We start from the raw sequence: 21,797 nt of genomic DNA on the forward strand, positions 1-21,797 counted from the left end.
CCCCACTTCCTTTCAGAAGCGGGGCTTTTTGTGTATCAGGCCACTTGGGGCTGCACGCTCACCGGCTGTAGCGGTAGCAGCGGTGCATGAGGGTCGGCCTTGACCGACTCACGCCATGCCGCCAGCCACTCGGGATGCGCCTCGCTCCAGACCTGCTCGTGCAGGCGAGACAAGGCCACCGGGTCGCTCAGCAGGGCCAGCCGCTCGGCATTGCTGAGACCGGCAGGGCCGACTTTCAGGGCGTGACGAACGCGTTCGACCCGCAGCCATTCGATCGGCTCGGCCTTGCCGTGACGGGAAGTCGCCAGCGCATACGCCAAGGCGTTCTGTTGTGGATCGACCACCGCCCGGATGAAACCGTCGTTCAGGGCATGCCAACGGTTCTCATGGGTGTACTGGTCTGTCGACAGCAGTTCCTGGGGCGGTGCGTATTCCTCAGGGATCAGGAACAGGCTTTCATCACGGGACTTCAAGCCCAGGCCCACGCGGCTGGAGATCACCGACACCGGGATCGACAGCATCAGCGAACCCACGATCGGCACCAGCCACCAGAGGAAGCTCGGGTTCAGCCAGATCACCAGCAAGGCCCAGAAGAAGCCCAGCAAAGTCTGCGGGCCGTGGCGCTTGACCGCTTCGCTCCATGGCGTGGAGTCATCGTCCCGCTTGGGCGAGTTCCAGGTCGCGGCCCAGCCCAGGAAAGCGGCGAGCACGAAGCGGGTGTGGAAGATCATCCGCACCGGCGCCAGCAGCATGGAGAACAGCATCTCCAGCAACATGGACAACGTCACCTTGAACTTGCCACCGAACGCCTTCGCGCCCTTGGCCCATATCAGCACGATGCTCAAGAGCTTGGGCAGGAACAGCAGCACGATGGTCGTCGAGAACAGCGCGATGGCCTTCTCCGGATGCCATTGCGGCCACAACGGATAAAGCTGGCGTGGCTCGAGGAAGTACTGCGGCTCCATCAATGTGTTCACCGCCAGCAGCGCGGTGGACAGCACCAGGAAGAAGAACCACAACGGCGCCGACAGGTAGGACATCACGCCGGTCAGGAACACCGCACGGTGCACCGGGTGCATGCCCTTGACCAGGAACAGCCGGAAGTTCATCAGGTTGCCGTGGCACCAGCGACGGTCACGCTTGAGTTCGTCCAGCAGGTTCGGTGGCAGCTCTTCGTAGCTGCCCGGCAGGTCATAGGCAATCCACACGCCCCAGCCGGCACGACGCATCAACGCGGCTTCGACGAAGTCGTGGGACAGGATCGCGCCGGAGAACGCGCCTTTACCCGGCAACGGCGCCAAGGCGCAGTGATCGATGAACGGCTTCATGCGGATGATCGCGTTGTGCCCCCAATAATGGGATTCGCCCAATTGCCAGAAGTGCAGTCCGGCAGTGAACAACGGACCATACACCCGGGTGGCGAACTGCTGCATGCGCGCATACAGCGTGTCCATGCCCGAGGCTCGCGGCGCGGTCTGGATGATGCCGGCGTCCGGCGTGGCTTCCATCAGCCGGACCAGGCTGGTCAGGCATTCGCCGCTCATCACCGAGTCCGCGTCGAGCACGACCATGTACTTGTAGTCGCTGCCCCAACGCCGGCAGAAGTCGTCGAGGTTGCCGCTCTTGCGTTTCACGCGACGGCGACGACGGCGGTAGAAGATCTTGCCGAAGCCCCCGGTTTCACGGCAGACATCCAGCCAGGCCTGCTGTTCGGCCACGCAGATATCGGTTTCGTTACTGTCGCTGAGCACGAAGAAGTCGAAGCGATCCAGGTCGCCGGTGGCGGCCACCGACTCGAAGGTCGCGCGCAAACCGGCGAATACCCGCGGCACGTCTTCGTTGCAGATCGGCATCACCAGCGCAGTGCGGGCGTCCTTGGGAATGGGCTCGTTGCCAGCGCTGGCGCCGGAGATGCGGTATTTGTCATGGCCGGTGAGCAATTCGAGAAAGCCCATCAGCGCCGTCCAGAAACCCGCCGACACCCAGCAGAACAGGATCCCGAACAGAATCAGGATGCTGGTCTGCAACGCATACGGCAGCACTTGCGTGGCCGTCTGCAGCAGCGGTTGGTGCAAGACTTCGTCCAGATCCACCAGCGACCAGCCCTGGTACGGCATGATGCCTTTCATGTACCAACCGGCAACGATGGTCTGGCCGAGCATCAGGATCAGCAGGATGTAGCGGCGGATCGAACCCACGGTACGCCAGCGAGCATGAGGCAGCACGCGCTCATCCTTGGGCGGCTTCGGCGGGTTGGTACGCCCGGTCAGGCGCCGCCAACCGCGCACCAGGATATTGGTGCGCCACGGTTCCGGCACGACCTTGGTCCGGCGAATCGGCGGCGTCGCCTTCAAGCACACCCGGCCGTTGGCATCGAGGGCCAGCATTTCGGCGTCCTCGAGTTCCTCGGCGGTGCTCAGCGTCAGGCGACGGCCCACCGAGGCTTGCGCGGCCTCGTTGGGTGCGTCGAATGTCGAAGAAGCCAGGCGCTGGTGCAATTCGCTGAATGACGTGCAGTCCGCCAGCTCGGCGCGCTGCTCGTCGGTCATCGGCAAATGGGCCAGATACTCACTCAGAGATTCTGGTTGTACGGACGTATTACTCATCGGCAGGCAACTGGTAGCTCCAGGTCTCGGTCAGGACTTGTTCAGTCTGCTCCGGTTCCTGTGGGGTTGGGGTCGGCTCGGCGGCAGCGGCGGACGACTTGACGGCCTTGGCCTCTTTCGGCTCGCCGGCCTGCTCGTTGGCTTGCTCTTTTTCGCTCTGCTGCTTGGCGACCTTGTCGGCCTTGGCCAGCGTGGTCACGGAATGCGTGGTGGCTGGCAGCTCGACAGGGACAAGCGGCCTGACCAATGCGGCACGCATCTCGGTCGCTTTGCTCGGGTCCTTGATCTTCAGGCGCAGCGTCAGGCGCCAGCCCTTGGTTTCAGGGTTGTAGCGCACGCTGTTCTCGACGATCTCGGCGTTGTCGCCAACGCTCACCTGGCTACGCACCTCGGCCTCTTCAGGCAGCGCTTGCAGGGACGGCCCTTCGAAATCCACCAGGTAGGCCACGCTGCCGTCCGGTTGACGGATCAGGTTGGACTGCTTCACGTCACCGGTCGAACGCAGGGTCTGCTTGACCCAGGCGCTGTCCGGCGAGTGTAGGTTGGCTTCGTCGAGGGTCCAGTGCAGACGGTAGGCGAAGTCCAGTGGCTGGCCTGGTTCAGGCAGTTTTTCCGGGCTCCAGAACGCAACGATGTTGTCGTTGGTTTCGTCGGCGGTAGGGATTTCAACCAGATCGACAGTCCCTTTACCCCAGTCGCCTTTCGGTTCGATCCAGGCGCTTGGACGTTTTTCGTAACGGTCATCCAGGTCTTCGTAGTGGCTGAAGTCACGACCACGTTGCAGCAGGCCGAAACCACGCGGGTTTTCTACCGAGAAGTTGCTCACGGCCAGGTGTTTGGGGTTGTTCAGCGGACGCCAGATCCACTCGCCGTTGCCGGCATGGATGGAAAGGCCGCTGGAATCGTGGAGTTCACGACGGTAGTTCAGCACCTTGGACGGCTGGTTGGCGCCGAACAGGAACATGCTGGTCAAAGGGGCGATGCCCAGCTTGTTGACCCGATCACGCAGGAACACCCGTGATTTCACGTCGACAACGGTGTCGGTGCCCGGACGCAAGGTCAGGCGATAGGCGCCAGTGGCCCGTGGCGAATCCAGCAGGGCGAAGATCACCAGGTGCTTGTCGGTCGGTTTCGGACGCTGGATCCAGAACTCGCGAAAGCGTGGGAATTCCTCACCGGACGGCAGCGCGGTGTCGATGGCCATGCCACGAGCGGACAAGCCGTAGACCTGGCCCTTGCCGATGACGCGGAAATAACTCGCGCCCAGCATGGTCATGATTTCGTCTTGCTTGTCGGCCTTGTTGATCGGGTACAACACGCGGAAACCGGCGTAGCCCAGCTGTTCGGTGGCCTTGGGATCGAACTTCACGTCGCCGAAATCGAAACGCGTCGGGTCGTACTTGATCTCGTCGACGGTGGTCGCGGTGATTTCGTTGATCTTCACCGGCGTGTCGAAATGCATGCCCTGGTGATAGAAGGACAGCCGGAACGGGGTCTTCTGGTCAGCCCATTCAGCTTTTTCGGTGCGGAAACGAATTTTCTGATAATCGGCGAATTTCATTTCGCGGAATTCGTTCGGCAAATTGCTGCGCGGGGCTTCGAACTTCTGCCCGGCCAATTCTTGTGCCTTCGCCGATACATCATCCAGGCTGAATGCCCACAGTTGGCCCGCGCCGAGCAGGCACAACAGGGCCGAGCCCGTTACCAGGGCGCTTCTCAACCGTTTGGCCGTCATTTTTGGTGCATTACAGGGACTAACAATCACGAGCAACCCTCGCCGAAAACTGATCAAAAAACCAACGGCCAGATAAAGTATCTGCACGGTAACGGCGCTGAAAAACCGCTCCTGCTGACCACTCTTGCCAAGTTGGCGAGCATTGTTCCGACTCCGACGGGGCAAAATGATTCCCCAAACGGTCCAGGACAACTCTCTACCTAAGTCAAATGGACCAGCGAACGCTGATCCCCCGTAGCGCGCGATTATCTAGTAGCCCGCGTGACAACGCATCAGGGGTAGCAAAGTATTTATCGAGAAAACTCACCGTTTTACCTCGAAACAGAACCGAAAAGATGTTTCTAACGCTTTCAGGACTGTAACAGGAAGGTTACCGGGCCATCATTGACCAGATGAACCTGCATGTCGGCGCCGAATCTACCTGATGCCACAGTGCCATGCACCTGTTTCGCCTGACTCAACAAATAGTTGAACAATTCTTCGCCCAGGGCCGGAGGCGCAGCCGTGGAAAAACTCGGGCGCAGACCGCTCTTGGTGTCCGCCGCCAGGGTGAATTGCGACACCAGCAGCAATCCACCACCGACATCCGCCAAGGACAGGTTCATCTTGCCCTCAGCGTCGCTGAACACTCGATAGTTAAGCAGCTTGTGCAGAAGTTTGTCGGCGCTGGCCCGGGTATCTCCGGGTTCGACGGCCACCAGCACCAGCAAGCCCTGGTCCACGGCCCCGACGATCTCGCCTGCCACCTCGACCCGGGCGCCGCGCACCCGTTGCAACAGCCCCTTCATGCTTCTTCGGGCGGCAAGTCGAGCAGGCGTCGGGCCATTTGCGCGGCAGCGCGCACCAACGCGTCGGTAATCCCCGGCTCCGAGGCGGCGTGGCCGGCGTCGCGGATCACCTGCAGTTCGCTGTTGGGCCAGTTCTGATGCAGCTCCCAGGCATTGTCCAATGGGCAGATGACGTCGTAGCGGCCGTGCACGATGACGCCTGGCAGATGGGCGATCTTGCCCATGTCGCGAATCAACTGGTTGGGTTCGAGGAAAGCGTTGTTGGTGAAGTAGTGGCATTCGATCCGGGCGATCGACAGCGCCCGCTGCGGCTCGGAGAAGCGATCGACCACCAGCGGGTTCGGACGCAGGGTGGCGGTACGACCTTCCCAGGTGGACCAGGCCTTGGCCGCGTGCATCTGGGCGATCTGGTCGTTGCCGGTCAGGCGCTTGTGGAAAGCGCTGAGCAGGTCGTCGCGCTCGTCCAGCGGGATCGGTGCGATGTAGTCCTGCCAGTAGTCGGGAAACAGGCGACTGGCGCCAGCCTGATAGAACCACTCGATTTCCTGTGGACGGCAGAGAAAGATCCCACGCAGGATCAGGCCATGCACCCGCTCCGGATGAGTCTGGGCGTATGCCAGGGCCAGGGTCGAGCCCCAGGAACCGCCGAACAGCACCCATTTCTCGATCCCCAAATGCTTGCGGATACGCTCCAGGTCTTCGACCAGATCCCAGGTGGTGTTGTTTTCCAGGCTGGCGTGGGGGGTGGACCGACCGCAACCGCGCTGGTCGAAGGTGACGATGCGGTACAGGTTCGGATCGAAGTAGCGACGGCTCTGCGCATCGCAGCCGGCACCCGGGCCGCCGTGAATGAACACCACTGGCAGGCCTTCTGGGGAACCGCTTTCATCGACATAGAGCGTGTGGGTGTCATCGACAGCCAGATCGTGCCGGGCATGGGGTTTGATCTGCGGGTACAAAGTCTGCATTGCGCGCTCCGTAAGGGGTCGAGTCATCCCTGTAGGGACTTCTATTTAGTCTGCCGTCCGGCATCATAAACCCGAATGACCTTAATGAGCATGTCCCCTGCGCAGTCAAAGCATGTCAGCCAGATACGCCAGCAGCGCCCGATACATCCGATCGACCTCCGGCACCTGGCCCCGGCCACGCAGGCAACCGTGGACCAGCCCGTCGCCGACATACAGCACGGCGTCCCCCCCTGCGGCGTTCAGCCGCTCGCGATAAAGGACGCCGTCGTCGCGCAGCGGATCCCATTGCGCGACGACAATCAGCGCTGGCGGCAAGCCGTCCAGGTTGTCGGCGAGTAACGGCATGGCATAAGGCGAGGGGCAAGCGCCACCCAGGTACAGCGCCTCATAGCGCTCCAGGTCGCGACTGCTCAGGAGCGGGGCATCGAAGCACTCGTGACGCGACGGCAGATCCGCGGGGCCACCGAGCGCCGGATAAATCAAGACCTGGGCCCGGGGCAACGGTTGCCCGGCATCGCGCAAGGCCAGGCATAACGCGGCGGCGAGATTGCCGCCGGCGCTGTCACCGACCACCAGCCGGCGACGGGGGTCGATGGCAAACGGAACGTCCGCCAAATGGCGCCACACCGCGAGGCAATCTTCGAAACCGGCCGGAAACGGATGCTCCGGGGCCAGCCGGTAATCCACCGCCACCACCAACGCGCCCAACTCAGCGGCCAGTTCCATGCAGATGAAGTCATGGGAATCCAGGTCCCCCACGACCCAACCGCCACCGTGCAGGTAAAGCATGCATGGCCAGCCGGCGAGCGGCGCCGCACGTTGCGGGTAATAGGCCCGCACCGCCACGCCGGCCAGTTCGAAATCCTCGATGGCCAGCGTCGGCGGGCAAGGCGCAGTGAACGCCCGGCACATCTGGCTGTAGGCCTGGCGCGAACCGGCGAGGCTGTCGTCCGGGCTGGTGAAGCTCAGGGTTTTGTCGATGAAGGCTGACATTGCCTGGGAGAGTGGGTAGGTCATCGTGGTTTGCCGTGGTGTGGCTCGGAGGCTTTTGTGGCGAGGGAGCTTGCTCCCGCTGGGTGGCGCAGCCGCCCCAAGAATCTTGTGAGCGCTGCGCACTCAAGCGGGAGCAAGCTCCCTCGCCACAGGGTTATCAGTGCCCGGAAAATCGCCTCAGTCCTTGAGACTGGCCTGCACCGCCGCCACACCGTCCTTGCCGTCGAAGCTGGTCACGCCGGCCAGCCAGCGCTGAAGATCCTCGGGATGCTCGCGCAGCCATTGGCGGGCGACGTCCTGAGGTGTCTTGCGCTCCATGATCGGCACCATCAACTGACTCTCCTGGGCAGCGGTGAAGGTGAGGTTTTCCAACAGCCGGCTCACATTCGGGCAACGCTGGGCGTAGTCCGGCGCGGTCACGGTGGACACGGTCGCGGCGCCTTCGTTCGGACCATAGACGTCCTCGCTGCCGGTCAGGTAGGTGATGTTCATGTTGATGTTCATCGGGTGCGGGGTCCAGCCGACGAAGACCACGAACTCCTTGCGGTTCACCGCCCGCTGTACCGCCGCCAACATGCCTGCTTCACCGGATTCGATCAGCTTGAAGTCCTTGAGGCCGAAGTGGTTGGTCTCGATCATGGTCTTGATGGTGGTGTTGGCACCGCTGCCCGGCTCGATGCCGTAGATCTTGCCGCCAAGCTGATCCTTGAACCGGGCGATGTCGGCAAAGGTCTTGAGCCCCGCCGCCGCCACGTAATCCGGTACGGCCAATGTGGCCTGGGCGTCAGCCAGGCTTGGTTTGTCCAGTACCTTCACCTGGTTGGCCGCCAGGAACGGGGCGATGTTCTTGTCCATCGCCGGCTTCCAATACCCCAGGAAGATGTCGAGCCGCTTGTCGCGGATGCCGGCGAAGATGATCTGTTGCACGGCGCTGGTCTGCTTGCTGTCGTAGCCCAGGCCGGTGAGCAGTACGTCGGCCATGCCGCTGGTGGCGATCACATCGGTCCAGTTGACCACGCCCATGCGGACGGTCTGGCAGGACGCAGGCTCAGCGGCCATCGCCCCGGTGCTGAGTAGAACGGTACCGCAGAGGAACGACAGACAGCGTTTGAACAGTCTTTTCATCGCGAGGGTCTCGTGCGGCAGCGGATTATTGTAGGGCGGTGTCTTCGCGCACCGTGACCGGAACATTACGCAGCGTCGAGGGGGTCAAGATGAACTGTGGCGACTCGGTTTTGCACGGTGGCGACTAGACCTGTAGGAGCTGCCGAAGGCTGCGATCTTTTGATTCACTTGAGACTCAAGCGCTGATGAAAAAATCGCAGCCTCGTTGCACTCGTCAGCTCCTACAGTCCAGCGGGGAGCCGCGTGGTGTTTATTTCTTGTAAGCCTGCTGTCCCCACGCCAGGAAACCTTCCAGCAATTCCTTGAGCACCACCTGGGTCGGCGCCGCCAGATCCGGGCGGTAGTTGAACGGTTCGAATTCTTCCATGTAGGTGCTCTGGCACAGTTCCAGTTGCACCGCGTGGATGTCTTCGGCCGGGTTGCCGTAGTGCCGCGTGATGTGTCCGCCCTTGAAACGCCCGTTGAGCACATGAGTGAACTGGCCGTGGCGGGCGCAGATGGCTTCGAGCTGGCTGGCCAGGGTCGGGTCGCAACTGGCACCGTTGAACGTACCGAGGTTGAAGTCCGGCAGCTTGCCGTCGAACAGGTGCGGGATCACCGAACGGATCGAGTGGGCGTCGAACAGCAAGGCGTAGCCGAACTCGTCCTTGAGCCGCGCCAGTTCCTGCCGCAGCGCTTGGTGGTAAGGCATCCAGACTTGCTGCAGATACGTCGCCCGCTCCTCGGCCGACGGTTCCAGCCCTTCGCGAAACAACGGCACGCCATCGAACAGCGTCGCCGGGTACAAACCGGTGGTGGCGCCGACATACATCGGTGTGTCATCGGAAGGGCGATTCAGGTCGACGACGAACCGTGAATACTCGGCGGCCAGGGTGCTGGCGCCCAACTCATTGGCGAACTCATAGAGCTTGGGAATGTGCCAGTCGGTGTCCGGCAGGCTCTGGGCTTCGGGAATCAACCCGGCCTTCACCGCCGGGGTCAGGCGCAGGCCGGCGTGGGGCATGCTGACCAACAGCGGCACGCGCCCTTGCTTGAAATTCAGGACCTTCTCCACAACCATTCTCCTCAATCGATTTCCACGCCGTGACGCACGACGCGTTTTTCCAGATCGCCACCGAGCCAGTACGCCAGGTCGGCCGGGCGGTCGATGTGCCAGGCGACAAAATCCGCGGCCTTGCCGACTTCCAGCGAACCGTGGGTGGCGGCCATGCCCAAGGCCTGGGCCGCATGAATCGTCGCCCCTGCCAGGGCTTCTTCCGGGGTCATGCGGAAACAGGTGCACGCCATGTTCAACATCAAGCGCAGCGACAGCGCCGGCGAGGTGCCGGGGTTGAGGTCGCTGGCCACGGCGATCTTCACACCGTGCTTGCGCAAGGCGTCCATGGGCGGCAGTTGGGTTTCCCGCAGGAAATAAAACGCCCCCGGTAGCAATACCGCCACGGTGCCGGAAGCGGCCATGGCCTTGGCGTCGTCCTCGGTCATGAACTCCAGGTGATCGGCCGACAGCGCCTGGTAACGCGCCGCCAGGCTGGAACCGTGCAGAGACGACAACTGTTCGGCATGCAGCTTCACCGGCAGGCCCAGTTGTCGCGCGGTGATGAACACCCGCTCGACCTGCGCCGGGGAAAACGCCAGGTATTCGCAAAAGGCATCCACCGCGTCCACCAACCCCTCGGCCGCCAGGGCAGGCAGCATCTCGGTGCAGATGTGTTCGATGTAGTCATCGGCGCGATCCTTGTACTCCGGCGGCAAGGCGTGGGCCGCCAGGCACGTACTGCGCACACTGACCGGCAATGCGTCACCGAGGCGACGGATGACCCGCAGGATCTTGCGTTCGCTGGCCAGGTCCAGGCCGTAGCCGGACTTGATCTCTACCGTGGTCACGCCGTCGCGCATCAGGCTTTTCAGGCGTTTGGCGGCGCTGGCGAACAGTTCGTCTTCACTGGCGGCGCGGGTGGCGCGCACGGTACTGGCGATGCCACCGCCGGCCGCCGCGATTTCGGCATAGCTGACGCCTTGCAGGCGCTGTTCGAACTCACCGCTGCGGTTGCCGCCAAATACCGTGTGGGTGTGGCAGTCGATCAACCCCGGCGTGACCCAGGCGTCCTTGAGGTCGTTGACCGCCGGGTAGTCCCCCATCGGCAATTCGGCACGCGGGCCGATCCATTGAATGTGCTCGCCCTGAGTGACGATGGCGGCGTCTTCGATGATCGAGTAGACGCCCTGGGCCATGGTGGCGGCGTGGCAGTTTTGCCAGAGGGTTTTCATCCCGGTTTCCTCGTCGCGTTCAAAATCGAATCGCGAGCAAGCTCGCTCCCACAGGGGTTTTGAGTGCATCAGAAACCGTGTGGGAGCGAGCTCGCTCGCGATGAGGCCCTTACAGGCTCGGCAACAACTGCGCCGTGACCAATTCGTTCAGGCACCGACTCGCCAGCAACTCAGTGGCGGCATTGATGTCCGGCGCAAAGAACCGATCCTTCTCATAAAACGGCACTTCTGCACGCAACAGACCACGGGCCCGCTCCAGTTTGGAAGAGGTCTTCAAACCGCCGCGCAGGTCCAGCCCCTGGCATGCCGCGAGCCATTCCACGGCCAGAATCCCACGGGTGTTCTCGGCCATTTCCCAGAGGCGCTTGCCGGCGGCCGGGGCCATGGAGACGTGGTCTTCCTGGTTGGCCGAGGTCGGCAGGCTGTCCACCGAATGGGGGTGGGACAGCGCCTTGTTTTCACTGGCCAGGGCCGCCGCGGTGACCTGGGCGATCATGAAGCCGGAGTTCACCCCGCCATTGGCCACCAGGAACGGCGGCAACTGCGACATGTGCTTGTCCATCATCAACGAAATCCGCCGTTCGCTCAGGGAGCCGATTTCGGCAATCGCCAAGGCCATGTTGTCGGCGGCCATCGCCACCGGTTCGGCGTGGAAGTTGCCCCCGGAAATCACGTCACCCTCGGCGGCGAACACCAGCGGGTTATCCGACACGGCGTTGGCTTCGATCACCAGCACTTCGGCGGCCTGGCGGAACTGGGTCAGGCAGGCGCCCATCACTTGCGGTTGGCAACGCAGGGAGTACGGGTCCTGGACCTTGTCGCAGTTCTGGTGCGAGTCGGAGACTTCGCTGCGCTCGCCCAGCAGGTCACGGTAAGCGGCGGCAGCATCGATCTGGCCTTTCTGGCCGCGAGCGGCATGGATGCGCGCGTCGAACGGCGAGCGCGAACCGAGCACCGCTTCCACCGTCAGGCTGCCCAGGGCCAGGGCACCGGCAAACAGGTCTTCGCCTTCGAACAGGCCACGCAGGGCAAACGCAGTGGAGACCTGGGTGCCGTTGAGCAGCGCCAGGCCTTCCTTGGCGGCCAGGGTCAACGGCGCGAGACCGGCGATTTTCAGCGCCTCGACGGCCGGCAGCCATTCGCCCTTGTAGCGGGCCTTGCCTTCACCCAGCAGCACCAGGGACATGTGGGCCAGCGGCGCCAGGTCACCGGACGCACCGACCGACCCCTTGAGCGGAATGTGCGGGTAGACCTCGGCATTGATCAGCGCAATCAGCGCATCGATCACCTGCCGACGGATGCCGGAAAAACCCCGGCTCAGGCTGTTGACCTTGAGCACCATGACCAAGCGCACCAGCGCATCGCTGATCGGCTCGCCCACGCCGGCGGCATGGGACAGCACCAGGGAGCGCTGCAGGTTTTCCAGGTCCTCGCTGGCAATGCGGGTCGAGGCCAGCAAGCCAAAACCGGTGTTGATGCCATAGGCGGTGCGGTTCTCGGCGAGGATCTGTTCCACGCAGGCGACGCTGGCCTCGATCTGCGCCGAGGCACTGGCGTCGAGGCTCAAGGTCACCGGGTGCTGATAGATGTCACGCAATTGAGCCAGGCTCAATTGGCCGGGAATCAGGTTTAAGGCAGTCATGTATTGCTCCTTTTGAGAGTTTTGTTTTTTCACCCGCCAGTCGCTCCGGAATGTTCCGTTATCCGTCACCTTCGCTTTGGGCGATGCCTTGTGGGCAATGGGTGTCTTGGCACGCTGGCGCTTTTCGATCAATTCAAATCAGGTAAAGCGTTGTGCAGCACAAAGGGATCCTTGAGCAACCCGGCGGCACTGGCGATGTCCGGCGCCAGCCAGCGGTCCTGATCGTAGGCCGGCACGCGCTCGCGCAGCAGTTTCCAGGCGATGTCGGTACCGACGCCGAAACGCTGGGCCTTGAGAAACTCAAAGGCCTGGGCCGCCAGCAGGTATTCGATGGCGAGGATCTGCGTGCAGTTTTCCAGGGCCCGGTGCAGCTTCAGGGCGGCGTTGGTGCCCATGCTCAGGTGGTCTTCCTGCAAACCGGAGGTGACGAAATTGTCCAGCACCGCCGGTTGCGCCAGTTGCTTGTTCTCCGCGCACAGCGACGCGGCGACGTATTGCACGATCATCATCCCCGAGTTCACGCCGGGATTGGCCACCAGGAAGGCTGGCAGGCCGCTGACGTGGGGGTTGATCAGGCGGTCGAGGCGACGCTCGGCGATGGAGCCGATTTCGGCCATGGCAATCGCCAGCAGATCCGCCGCCAAGGCCACCGATTGGCCGTGGGGATTGGCCTGGGACATGACCCGGAAGTTTTCCGGCGTACCCAGCAACAGCGGGTTATCGGTGACTGCGTTGAGTTCGGTTTCGATCTGTTGCCGGGCGTGGGCCAACTGATCGCGAGCCGCGCCGTGCACTTGGGGAATCGAGCGGATGCTCAAGGCATCCTGGGTGCGAATGCCCAGGCTCGCGGCGATGACCTCGCTGCCGTCGAGCAAGGCCCGCAAATTGCTCCCGACCTGCTGCATGCCCGGGTGTGGCTTGAGGGCGACGATCTCGGCATCGAACGCGGCAATCTGGCCACGCTGGGCCTCGAAGCTCATGGCGCCGATCACATCGGCCCATTGCACCAGCCGCGTCGCATCGGCCAGGGCCAGGCAACTGAGGCCGGTCATGCACGGCGTGCCGTTGACCAGGCACAGACCGTCCTTGGCCCCCAGTTGCACCGGTTGCAAACCCTCGGCGGCCAAGGCCTGTTGCGCCGGGACTATTTGTCCGCGATAGCTGACCTGACCAACCCCCAGCAGCGCGATGCCGATGTGGGCCATGTGGGTCAGGTAACCCACCGAACCCTGGGATGGCACTCGCGGCGTGATGCCGCGATTGAGCAGTGCGAGCAACGCCTCGACCACCCGACGATGGATGCCGGATTTGCCCTGGCTGTAGTTGAGGATGGCGGCGCAGAGGATCGCCCGGGTCTGTTCATCCGTCAGCGGCGCGCCGACGCCACAGGCATGGCTGAGCAGGGTATTGCGTGACAGTTGGCTGAGCTGTTCGTCCTTGAGCGAGACATTGCACAAGGCCCCCAGGCCGGTGTTGACACCGTAGGCGCGCTCGCCACTTTCGACGATGCGCTGGACGATGGCCTGGGCATTGTCGATCCGCGCCCAGGTCTGGGCCGACAACTCGAGCTCGGCACCGAAGCGGGCGACGGCGACGACGTCTTGCCAGCGCAACGGAGCGCCGGTGATTACGATTTTTTCAGCCTGGGACATCCTCAACCTCGTCTGTACAACTTGAATATTGATGCAGCTGGGCCGGTCCTATCGCGAGCAAGCTCGCTCCCACAGGGATTTCCTTTGGACACAAAATGTGCGGGCAAAAGAGATCCCATTGTGGGAGCGAGCTTGCTCGCGATGAGGCCAGCCCTGCCACCACAAACCCTTCAAACCACCGCAGCCCTGCGCTGCACGAACCGATCGACATACTCATCCGCCGGCGAGTGCAGGATCTCCCGCGGCGTGCCGACCTGGATCAGCTTGCCATCCTTGAGGATCGCAATGCGGTTGCCGATGCGCACGGCCTCGTCGAGGTCGTGGGTGATGAAGACGATGGTCTTGTGCAGGGTCTTTTGCAGCTCCAGCAACTGGTCCTGCATTTCCGCACGGATCAGCGGGTCGAGGGCGCTGAAGGCTTCGTCCATCAGGATGATATCGGTGTCCGCCGCCAAGGCCCGGGCCAGGCCGACGCGCTGGCGCATGCCACCGGAGAGCTGGTGCGGGTATTTGTTCTCGTAGCCCTTCAGGCCCACGGTGTCGATCCAGTGCAGCGCCCGCTCGGTGCACACCTGCTTGCTCTCGCCACGCACTTTCAAGCCATAGGCGACGTTGTCCAGCACGCTCTTGTGGGGCAGCAGGCCGAAGCTCTGGAACACCATGCTGATCTTGTGCCGGCGAAATTCGCGCAGGGCGTCCATGTCCAGCTGCAGGATGTCTTCGCCGTCCACCAGGATCGCGCCGCTGGTGGGGTCGATCAGCCGATTGAAGTGGCGCACCAGGGTGGACTTGCCAGAACCCGACAGGCCCATGATCACGAAGATCTCGCCGGTTCCGATGCTCAGCGACAAGTCGTTCACGCCGACTACGCAACCGGTCTCGGCCAGCACCTGGTCCTTGGTCTTGTTCTGGTGGATCAGCGCCAGGGCTTCCTTGGAGCGATTGCCGAAAATCTTGAAGACGTTCTTGACTTCGATCTTGCTGATGGCTGCGTTGCTCATTTGCTCACCTCATGCCGAGGACGACCATAGGCCTGGGTAATGCGGTCGATGACCACGGCGAGAATCACGATGGCTAACCCGGCTTCCAGGCCACGGCCGACGTTGAGGGTCTGGATGCCCACCAGCACGTCTTCGCCCAGGCCACGGGCACCGATCATCGAGGCGATGACCACCATCGACAGGGCCATCATGGTGGTCTGGTTGATCCCGGCCATGATGCTCGGCAGGGCCAGGGGCAGTTGTACGCCGAACAGCTGCTGCCAGCGGTTGGCGCCGAAGGCGTTGATGGCTTCCATCACTTCGCCGTCCACCTGGCGGATGCCCAGGTCGGTCAGGCGGATCAATGGCGGCGCGGCATAGATCACCGTGGCGAAAATCGCCGGGACCTTGCCCAGGCCGAACAGCATCAACACCGGAATCAGGTACACGAAGCTCGGCATGGTCTGCATGATGTCCAGCAACGGCATCAGCACCGAACGCAGGCGGTTGCTGCGCGCCGAAAGAATGCCCAGGGGAATGCCGATCAACACCGAGATCAGCGTCGCCACCAGCATCAGGGCGAGGGTCTGCATCAGCTTGTCCCACAGGCCTACCGCACCCACCAGGAACAACAGGCCGACGATGACTGCCGTGGCCACGACCTTGCGGGTGGCGTGCCAGGCAATGCCGCCGACGATGGCCAGCATCAGCCACCAGGGCGCCATGCGCAACAGGCCTTCGAGGTTGACGATGGCCCACAGCAGGGTGTCGGAGATGTGCCGGAACACATCGCCATAGTTGGTCACCAGGGAGTCGACCCAACCGTTGACCCAATCGGCGATGGAGAAGGTAAAGCTTTCGGGAAACATAAGAGACTCTCGATCAAGTGGATGCGGTGAACGTCCCGGCCAGCCCCACGGTTGGCCGGGAAAGATTCGACCTACAGAGCCGCGTCGATTTTCTTGGCAGCGTCTGCACTGACCCAGGCATGCCAGACTTCAGGATGTTCCTTCAGGAAGATCTTCGCCAGTTTCGGCGACTCGATCCGATCTTTGGCCATGCGCCCGAGGTTCTGGTTCAGGATATCGATCGGCAGGTTCACCTTTTCCAGCACCGCCACCAGTTCCGGGGCTTCGTCGTGGAAGGTCTTGGACAGGCCGACCTTGATGCTCACGCTTTTATCCACGCCGGGTTTTTCTTCCAGTTTCACCAGGTCCACCTGGCCCATCAGCGGCGTTGGCGACCAGTAGTAGAACAGGATCGGCTCGCCACGCTTGTAGCTCGACAGCACCGCCGCATCCAGCGCCGGGCCGGTGCCCGGACGGAAGTTAGTGTAGGTTTTTTCCAAGCCGTAGCTTTTCAGCATTTCGCTGTTGTCCAGTTCACAGGTCCAACCGGCCGGGCAGTTGTAGAAACGGCCTTTGGACGGCTCTTCCGGATCCTTGAACACGGCGGCGTACTGGCCCAGGTCAGCGATGTTCTTCAGGCCCGGCGCCTTGGCTTCAAGCTTGCGCTTGGCGTCGCCTTCAACCACGTAGCGTGGCACGTACCAGCCTTCGATGGCGCCCACCACCGGCGCGCCGACGCCGACCACCTTGCCGGCCTTCTCGGCCTTGTTCCACACCTCGCTGCGGCCGACCCACTCTTCAGCGAACACCTGGATGTCGTTGCTGCTCAGGGCGTTCTCCATGGTGATGGAGTTGCCCGGCAGGCTGTCGGTCTTGCAGTCGTAGCCTTTTTCCAGCACCACTTGCAGGACGTCGGTCAGCAGCATGGCGCTTTCCCAGTTCAGGCCGGCGAACTTCACCGGTTTGCCCGACTCGCACCAACCCGCCGCTTGCGAGGCGCCGGCGCTGGCCAACAGGCCCATGGAAAGCAATGTGGTCAGCAGGGTCTTGTTCGACTTCATTATGTGACGCTCCTAATCAGTTGGATTGGCTTACGGCAGTCAAGAGGCATCCAGCCCTGTCAACGTCCCATCAGGCCGCTTGAATGCGGCCCGCCCTGCTCGGTTGTGCGTCAACCGCGTCCTGCTCGAACGGCAGGATCAATTGATCGGGTACTACGCTGTGCCACTTCCTGGCGAGGACGTAGTACAGCGCCGCCGGGACCACCAGGCCGATGATCCAGGAGATATCCACACCGCCCATGGCTCCCACCAGCGGACCGGTATAGAACTTGGTGGCGATGAATGGCAATTGAACCAGTACACCGAAGACATAGACGCTGATACCCAAGGCGTTCCAACGACCGTAGCGGCCGTTCGGATCGGCCAGTGCCGGCACGTCATAGCGCTCGCGCGTGATGCAGTAGTAGTCCACCAGGTTGATCGCGCTCCAAGGGGTAAAGAACGCCAGCAAGAACAGGATGAAGGACTTGAACGCACCGAGGAACGAGTGCTGGCCGAGCAGCGCGATCAGGGTCGCGGCGCCGACGATGACCAGCACGAAGACCAGACGCTGCAAGCGCGTGACGTTCAGGTGCCCCCGGAAACCGCTGATGATGGTGGCAATGCACATGAAGCTGCCGTAGGAGTTCAGCGTGGAGATGGTGACCTTGCCGAACGCGATGCTGAAGTACAGCAGCGCAGCGGTGGCGCCGGTGCCCCCCAGGCCCACGATGTAAGCCACTTCGTGACCGGCGAACTGCCCGTTGGCCGAGGCGGCGGCAAACACGCCGAGGATCATCGCCACCTGCGCGCCGATGACCGAACCGGCGCCTGCGGCGAAAAAGGTTTTCACCGAGGACGTCTTGCTCGGCAGGTAACGCGAATAGTCAGCCACGTAGGGGCCGAAGGCGATCTGCCAGGAGGCCGCGAGCGACACCGCCAGCAGGAAACTGCTCCAGCTGAAATGGCGGATTTGCAGGAGTGCGCCAACGTCCGTCTGGCTGATCAGGCGAGCGAACAGGTAGACAAAGGCAATCACACCAATGACGCTGGCGACCCGGCCGATGAAGTGAATCACCCGATAACCGAGCACTGTGACCAGCACGATGACGCTGGCGAAAATGAGGATACCGGCACTGTCGCTGACGCTGAACAACTGCCCCAGCGCCTGGCCGGAAAGCACGGTCCCCGTCGCGGTGAAACCCAGGTACATCAGGCACACCAGCACGATCGGGATGGCCGCGCCATACACACCGAACTGCACCCGGCTGGAGATCATCTGCGGCAAGCCAAGCTTGGGCCCTTGCGCGGCATGCAAGGCCATGACCCCACCGCCGAGCACTTGGCCGATCAGCAAACCGATCAACGACCAGAACACATCACCGCCCAGCACCACCGCCAATGCACCGGTGACAATGGCAGTGATTTGCAGGTTGGCCCCCATCCAGAGGGTGAACTGGCTCAACAGCCGACCGTGTCTCTCCGCTTCCGGGATGTAGTCGATCGAGCGCTTCTCGATCAACGGCTTGCTGCTTGCGCGTGTGCTGGTGACAGCCATGGTTCAACCTCTGTGGATTGTTCTGGGGGTGACGCTGGTACTGCTTTTCTGTGGGAGCGAGCTTGCTCGCGATAGCGGTGTATCAGCCGATGCCTGTGTCGAATCTGATGACGCCATCGCGAGCAAGCTCGCTCCCACAAGGGGGGCGGGTTACTTGCCGGTGATCATCGGCAGGTCCAGCCCCTGTTCCTTGGCGCAATCGATGGCGATCTGGTAACCGGCATCGGCATGGCGCATCACCCCGGTGCCCGGGTCGTTGTGCAGTACGCGAGCAATACGTTCGGCCGCTTCGTCGGTACCGTCGCAGACGATCACCATGCCCGAATGCTGGGAGAAGCCCATGCCGACACCGCCACCGTGGTGCAGCGAAACCCAGGTCGCACCACTGGCAGTATTGAGCAAGGCGTTGAGCAGCGGCCAGTCGGAAACGGCGTCGGAGCCGTCCTGCATGGATTCGGTTTCACGGTTCGGGCTGGCCACGGAACCGGAGTCCAGGTGGTCGCGACCGATGACGATCGGCGCCGACAATTCACCGCTGCGCACCATCTCGTTGAAGGCCAGGCCCAACTTGGCGCGCTGGCCCAGGCCGACCCAGCAGATACGTGCCGGCAAGCCCTGGAAGCTGATGCGCTCGCGGGCCATGTCCAGCCAGTTGTGCAGGTGAGCGTCGTCGGGGATCAGTTCCTTGACCTTGGCGTCGGTCTTGTAGATGTCCTGGGGGTCGCCGGACAGCGCAGCCCAACGGAACGGGCCGATGCCACGGCAGAACAGCGGACGGATATACGCCGGAACGAAACCAGGGAAGTCGAAGGCATTTTCGACGCCCTCTTCCTGGGCCATCTGGCGGATGTTGTTGCCGTAGTCGAAGGTCGGCACGCCCATTTTCTGGAAGGCCAGCATGGCTTTGACGTGGACAGCCATCGATTGCTTGGCGGCCTTCACCACGGCAGCGGGCTCGGTCTTGGCGCGGGCACGGTATTCGTCCCAGGTCCAGCCGGCCGGCAGGTAACCGTTGAGGGGATCGTGGGCGCTGGTCTGGTCGGTGACCATGTCCGGGCGCACGCCACGGCGGACCATTTCCGGCAGGATTTCGGCAGCGTTCCCACACAGCGCGATGGAAATCGCTTTGCCTTCGGCAGTGTATTTCTCGATGCGCGCCAGGGCGTCGTCGAGGTCTTTGGCCTGCTCGTCGACGTAGCGGGTTTTCAGGCGGAAATCGATACTGACCTGCTGGCACTCGATGTTCAGCGAGCACGCACCGGCCAGGGTCGCGGCCAGGGGTTGTGCGCCGCCCATGCCACCCAGGCCGGCGGTCAGGACCCAACGGCCCTTGAGGTTGGAGTCGTAGTGCTGGCGACCGGCCTCGACGAAGGTTTCATAAGTGCCCTGGACGATGCCCTGGCTGCCGATGTAGATCCAGCTACCAGCAGTCATCTGGCCGTACATGGCCAGGCCCTTGGCATCGAGTTCGTTGAAGTGCTCCCAACTGGCCCAGTGCGGCACCAGGTTGGAGTTGGCGATCAGGACGCGAGGGGCGTTGCTGTGAGTCTTGAACACCCCCACTGGCTTGCCGGATTGCACCAGCAGGGTTTCGTCGTCGTTCAGGTTGGTCAGGCTTTCGACGATCTTGTCGTAGCACTCCCAATTGCGCGCCGCGCGGCCGATGCCACCGTAGACCACCAGTTCCTTGGGGTTCTCGGCCACTTCCGGGTCGAGATTGTTCATCAGCATGCGCAGCGGCGCTTCAGTCAGCCAGCTCTTGGCGGTCAGCGTGTTACCGCGAGGGGCGCGGATTTCAACGTCACGGTATTTTTCGGGTTTGCGGGTAGCGTCGGTCACAGCAAAAACTCCTCAGCGATCAATCCAGACCAGCCCGGGCAGTGGGCAGCGATTTAGCGAACGTTGCGTAGAAGATCGGTGACTCATACGCATACGTCTTTACTTGTATGTACAAGCATATGCAATCAAGCGGCCAACTTGTTGGAGGTGGTGTTCAGAAACGGCTGTGAAATTGGCTGAAAGCCTTGTGATTTCAGGGCTGCTAAGCGGCATGAAATTTTTCAAGAGGGTTTTCGAGAGGGAACTCGGAGGGGCACAGATGCATGGTATTGCGCCACGCTGGGGCATTCGGTAACAAATTGGTGCGCAAAGAGGAAACAATGCGTAAGCGCTTTTGTGGCGAGGGGATTTATCCCCTCGCCACACAGTGAGTGAAGCCGATTTCAGTGAGCCGTCAGCTCAATCACGCAGCACTGACCGTGAGTGGAGACATCCACCAACCCGGTGTTACCGCTCAATTGCAAGCAGTCGTAGAGGCCCAGGATAAAGGCGGACTCGCCAATCCTGATGGTCAATCCCGGGGCCGCGCTGAACACCAGCAATGTCTCCGCTTCGCTGAAGAATCGTTGCTGTCCCCCCACCCACTGCAATCGCGCGCGGTAACGCTGCGGTGCATAGATCAGGTTGAAATCCCGAATGGGGCCGCCCAGCAAGGTGCAATGCACATGGCTCTCGCCGCTGAAGGCAAAGGGATCCAGCGGATGCAAAGGTCGCGTGGCCTGGCCATCGACGTTCAGCGTCATGCCGTCCCCCTGCAAGACGCTGATGATCCGCTCGTAACCGGCGAACGTGGAAAAACCACCCGATTCGGCAATATCGGCAATCGACAGGCGCCAGCCGAAGCCGTCCAGGCCAGTGCCGGCATCGCGAGTGATTTCCTCGGTGCTGCCGCCACCGTTTTTCCACGGCATGCGTGGGTAATCGGCAGCGCGTAAAACCTTCAACTGGCTCATTTATGAAAGCGTCCTTCCAGACTGTGACGGGAACCCGGATGGATCAGGCGCGCGGCGGTCACCGGCTGGCGCCCGGACCAGGTGCGGCGGCGGATCAACAGGCACGGCTCGCCTCGCTCGATCTGCAGCAATTTGCACTCGCTCGGCTCGGCCAGAATCGCCTCGACCACATGCTCACCCTCGGTCAGCGGCGCGACCTGGTTCAGATAGGCGTAGGGCGTCTGCAAGGTGAAGTCCTGCTTGAGGTAGTCCGGCGCCACCAGTGCATTGACGAAACGGTCCTCGATTTGCACAGGGATGTCGTTCTCGAAATGCACGATCAGCGAATGGAACACCTTCTGGCCTTCACGCATGTCCAGGGCCAGGGCTCGCTCGGAACCGGCCGCCTCCTCTTCCAGGGTGATGACCTTGCAGGTATGGCGATGACCACGGGAGGCGATTTCGTCGGCGATGTTATGCACTTCGAACAACGCGGATTGGCTCTTGGGCTCGGCCACGAACGTGCCGACCCCCTGCATGCGCACCAACAGGCCGTCGGCGGTCATTTCCCGCAGGGCACGGTTGATGGTCATGCGACTGAAGCCCAACTGGCTGACCAGCTCGCTTTCCGACGGCACGCGGTAATGCGGCGGCCAGTTTCCACTGTCGATCTGCTGGGTGATCATCTGTTTGACGCGGGCGTACAAGGGCGCCGGACTGTCACCCATGTGTGCGGCCAGCGGCGGTTTGGCAGGCGGAGTCGGCACGGCGGTTCCCTGTTCTGCGAATAAGGTTGCTAGCTTGCCGGAGTTTACCGGCCAGG

17 protein-coding genes are annotated in these 21,797 nt (G+C 62.3%); all 17 read right to left on the reverse strand.

What is annotated here, in order from left to right; all coding sequences use genetic code 11:
• Positions 1 to 35: 35 nt before the first annotated feature.
• The 17 genes from mdoH to hutC all read right to left on the reverse strand — a co-directional run bounded on the left by mdoH (position 36) and on the right by hutC (position 21,702).
• Positions 36 to 2,606 (reverse strand): glucans biosynthesis glucosyltransferase MdoH, encoded by a 2,571-nt coding sequence (gene mdoH, locus BLQ55_RS07545; RefSeq protein WP_092253191.1) that lies wholly within the window; start codon positions 2,604 to 2,606, stop codon positions 36 to 38.
• The gene (locus BLQ55_RS07550; protein ID WP_092201394.1) at positions 2,599 to 4,371 is read right to left on the reverse strand and encodes a glucan biosynthesis protein G; all 1,773 of its coding nucleotides are present in this window, start codon (positions 4,369 to 4,371) and stop codon (positions 2,599 to 2,601) included. Before BLQ55_RS07550 ends, mdoH begins: the two co-directional genes overlap by 8 nt.
• A gap of 320 nt (positions 4,372 to 4,691) precedes the next feature.
• Complete coding sequence (dtd, locus tag BLQ55_RS07555; protein ID WP_092201114.1) at positions 4,692 to 5,129, reverse strand: D-aminoacyl-tRNA deacylase; 438 nt, start codon at positions 5,127 to 5,129, stop codon at positions 4,692 to 4,694.
• Positions 5,126 to 6,097, reverse strand: a complete 972-nt coding sequence (gene pip / locus BLQ55_RS07560; RefSeq protein ID WP_003196909.1) for a prolyl aminopeptidase — start codon at positions 6,095 to 6,097, stop codon at positions 5,126 to 5,128. The genes dtd and pip overlap by 4 nt, the downstream gene beginning before the upstream one ends.
• Before the next feature lie 105 nt (positions 6,098 to 6,202).
• Positions 6,203 to 7,114, reverse strand: a complete 912-nt coding sequence (locus BLQ55_RS07565) for an alpha/beta hydrolase (protein WP_256326548.1) — start codon at positions 7,112 to 7,114, stop codon at positions 6,203 to 6,205.
• 153 nt (positions 7,115 to 7,267) lie between these two features.
• Positions 7,268 to 8,215, reverse strand: coding sequence for a choline ABC transporter substrate-binding protein (locus tag BLQ55_RS07570; RefSeq protein WP_092253193.1), 948 nt, complete (start codon positions 8,213 to 8,215; stop codon positions 7,268 to 7,270).
• Between the two features lie 250 nt (positions 8,216 to 8,465).
• On the reverse strand, positions 8,466 to 9,269 hold the full coding sequence (gene hutG, locus BLQ55_RS07575; RefSeq protein ID WP_092253356.1) for an N-formylglutamate deformylase: 804 nt from the start codon (positions 9,267 to 9,269) through the stop codon (positions 8,466 to 8,468).
• A gap of 11 nt (positions 9,270 to 9,280) precedes the next feature.
• Positions 9,281 to 10,483, reverse strand: coding sequence for an imidazolonepropionase (gene hutI / locus BLQ55_RS07580; RefSeq protein WP_092253195.1), 1,203 nt, complete (start codon positions 10,481 to 10,483; stop codon positions 9,281 to 9,283).
• A gap of 109 nt (positions 10,484 to 10,592) precedes the next feature.
• Positions 10,593 to 12,125 carry a histidine ammonia-lyase gene (gene hutH / locus BLQ55_RS07585; protein ID WP_092253197.1) on the reverse strand — a complete coding sequence of 511 codons (1,533 nt, stop codon included), beginning with the start codon at positions 12,123 to 12,125 and terminating at the stop codon, positions 10,593 to 10,595.
• Positions 12,126 to 12,253: 128 nt separating this feature from the next.
• Positions 12,254 to 13,777: a histidine ammonia-lyase gene (gene hutH / locus BLQ55_RS07590; protein WP_092253199.1), complete on the reverse strand. Its 1,524-nt coding sequence runs from the start codon at positions 13,775 to 13,777 to the stop codon at positions 12,254 to 12,256.
• A gap of 170 nt (positions 13,778 to 13,947) precedes the next feature.
• Positions 13,948 to 14,778, reverse strand: a complete 831-nt coding sequence (locus BLQ55_RS07595) for a quaternary amine ABC transporter ATP-binding protein (protein ID WP_092253201.1) — start codon at positions 14,776 to 14,778, stop codon at positions 13,948 to 13,950.
• The gene (locus tag BLQ55_RS07600) at positions 14,775 to 15,626 is read right to left on the reverse strand and encodes an ABC transporter permease (RefSeq protein WP_003196893.1); all 852 of its coding nucleotides are present in this window, start codon (positions 15,624 to 15,626) and stop codon (positions 14,775 to 14,777) included. The genes BLQ55_RS07595 and BLQ55_RS07600 overlap by 4 nt, the downstream gene beginning before the upstream one ends.
• A gap of 71 nt (positions 15,627 to 15,697) precedes the next feature.
• Positions 15,698 to 16,666 carry an ABC transporter substrate-binding protein gene (locus tag BLQ55_RS07605; protein WP_092253203.1) on the reverse strand — a complete coding sequence of 323 codons (969 nt, stop codon included), beginning with the start codon at positions 16,664 to 16,666 and terminating at the stop codon, positions 15,698 to 15,700.
• 70 nt (positions 16,667 to 16,736) lie between these two features.
• The gene (locus tag BLQ55_RS07610) at positions 16,737 to 18,203 is read right to left on the reverse strand and encodes a purine-cytosine permease family protein (RefSeq protein WP_092253204.1); all 1,467 of its coding nucleotides are present in this window, start codon (positions 18,201 to 18,203) and stop codon (positions 16,737 to 16,739) included.
• Between the two features lie 150 nt (positions 18,204 to 18,353).
• Positions 18,354 to 20,042: a urocanate hydratase gene (gene hutU, locus BLQ55_RS07615; protein ID WP_092253206.1), complete on the reverse strand. Its 1,689-nt coding sequence runs from the start codon at positions 20,040 to 20,042 to the stop codon at positions 18,354 to 18,356.
• A 383-nt stretch (positions 20,043 to 20,425) separates the two neighbouring features.
• Positions 20,426 to 20,995 (reverse strand): HutD/Ves family protein, encoded by a 570-nt coding sequence (locus BLQ55_RS07620; protein WP_092201132.1) that lies wholly within the window; start codon positions 20,993 to 20,995, stop codon positions 20,426 to 20,428.
• Positions 20,992 to 21,702, reverse strand: coding sequence for a histidine utilization repressor (hutC, locus tag BLQ55_RS07625; protein WP_170842365.1), 711 nt, complete (start codon positions 21,700 to 21,702; stop codon positions 20,992 to 20,994). The genes BLQ55_RS07620 and hutC overlap by 4 nt, the downstream gene beginning before the upstream one ends.
• Positions 21,703 to 21,797: the final 95 nt, after the last annotated feature.

Source organism: Pseudomonas sp. NFACC13-1, from assembly GCF_900104425.1.
Lineage (GTDB): Bacteria > Pseudomonadota > Gammaproteobacteria > Pseudomonadales > Pseudomonadaceae > Aquipseudomonas > Aquipseudomonas fluorescens_AA.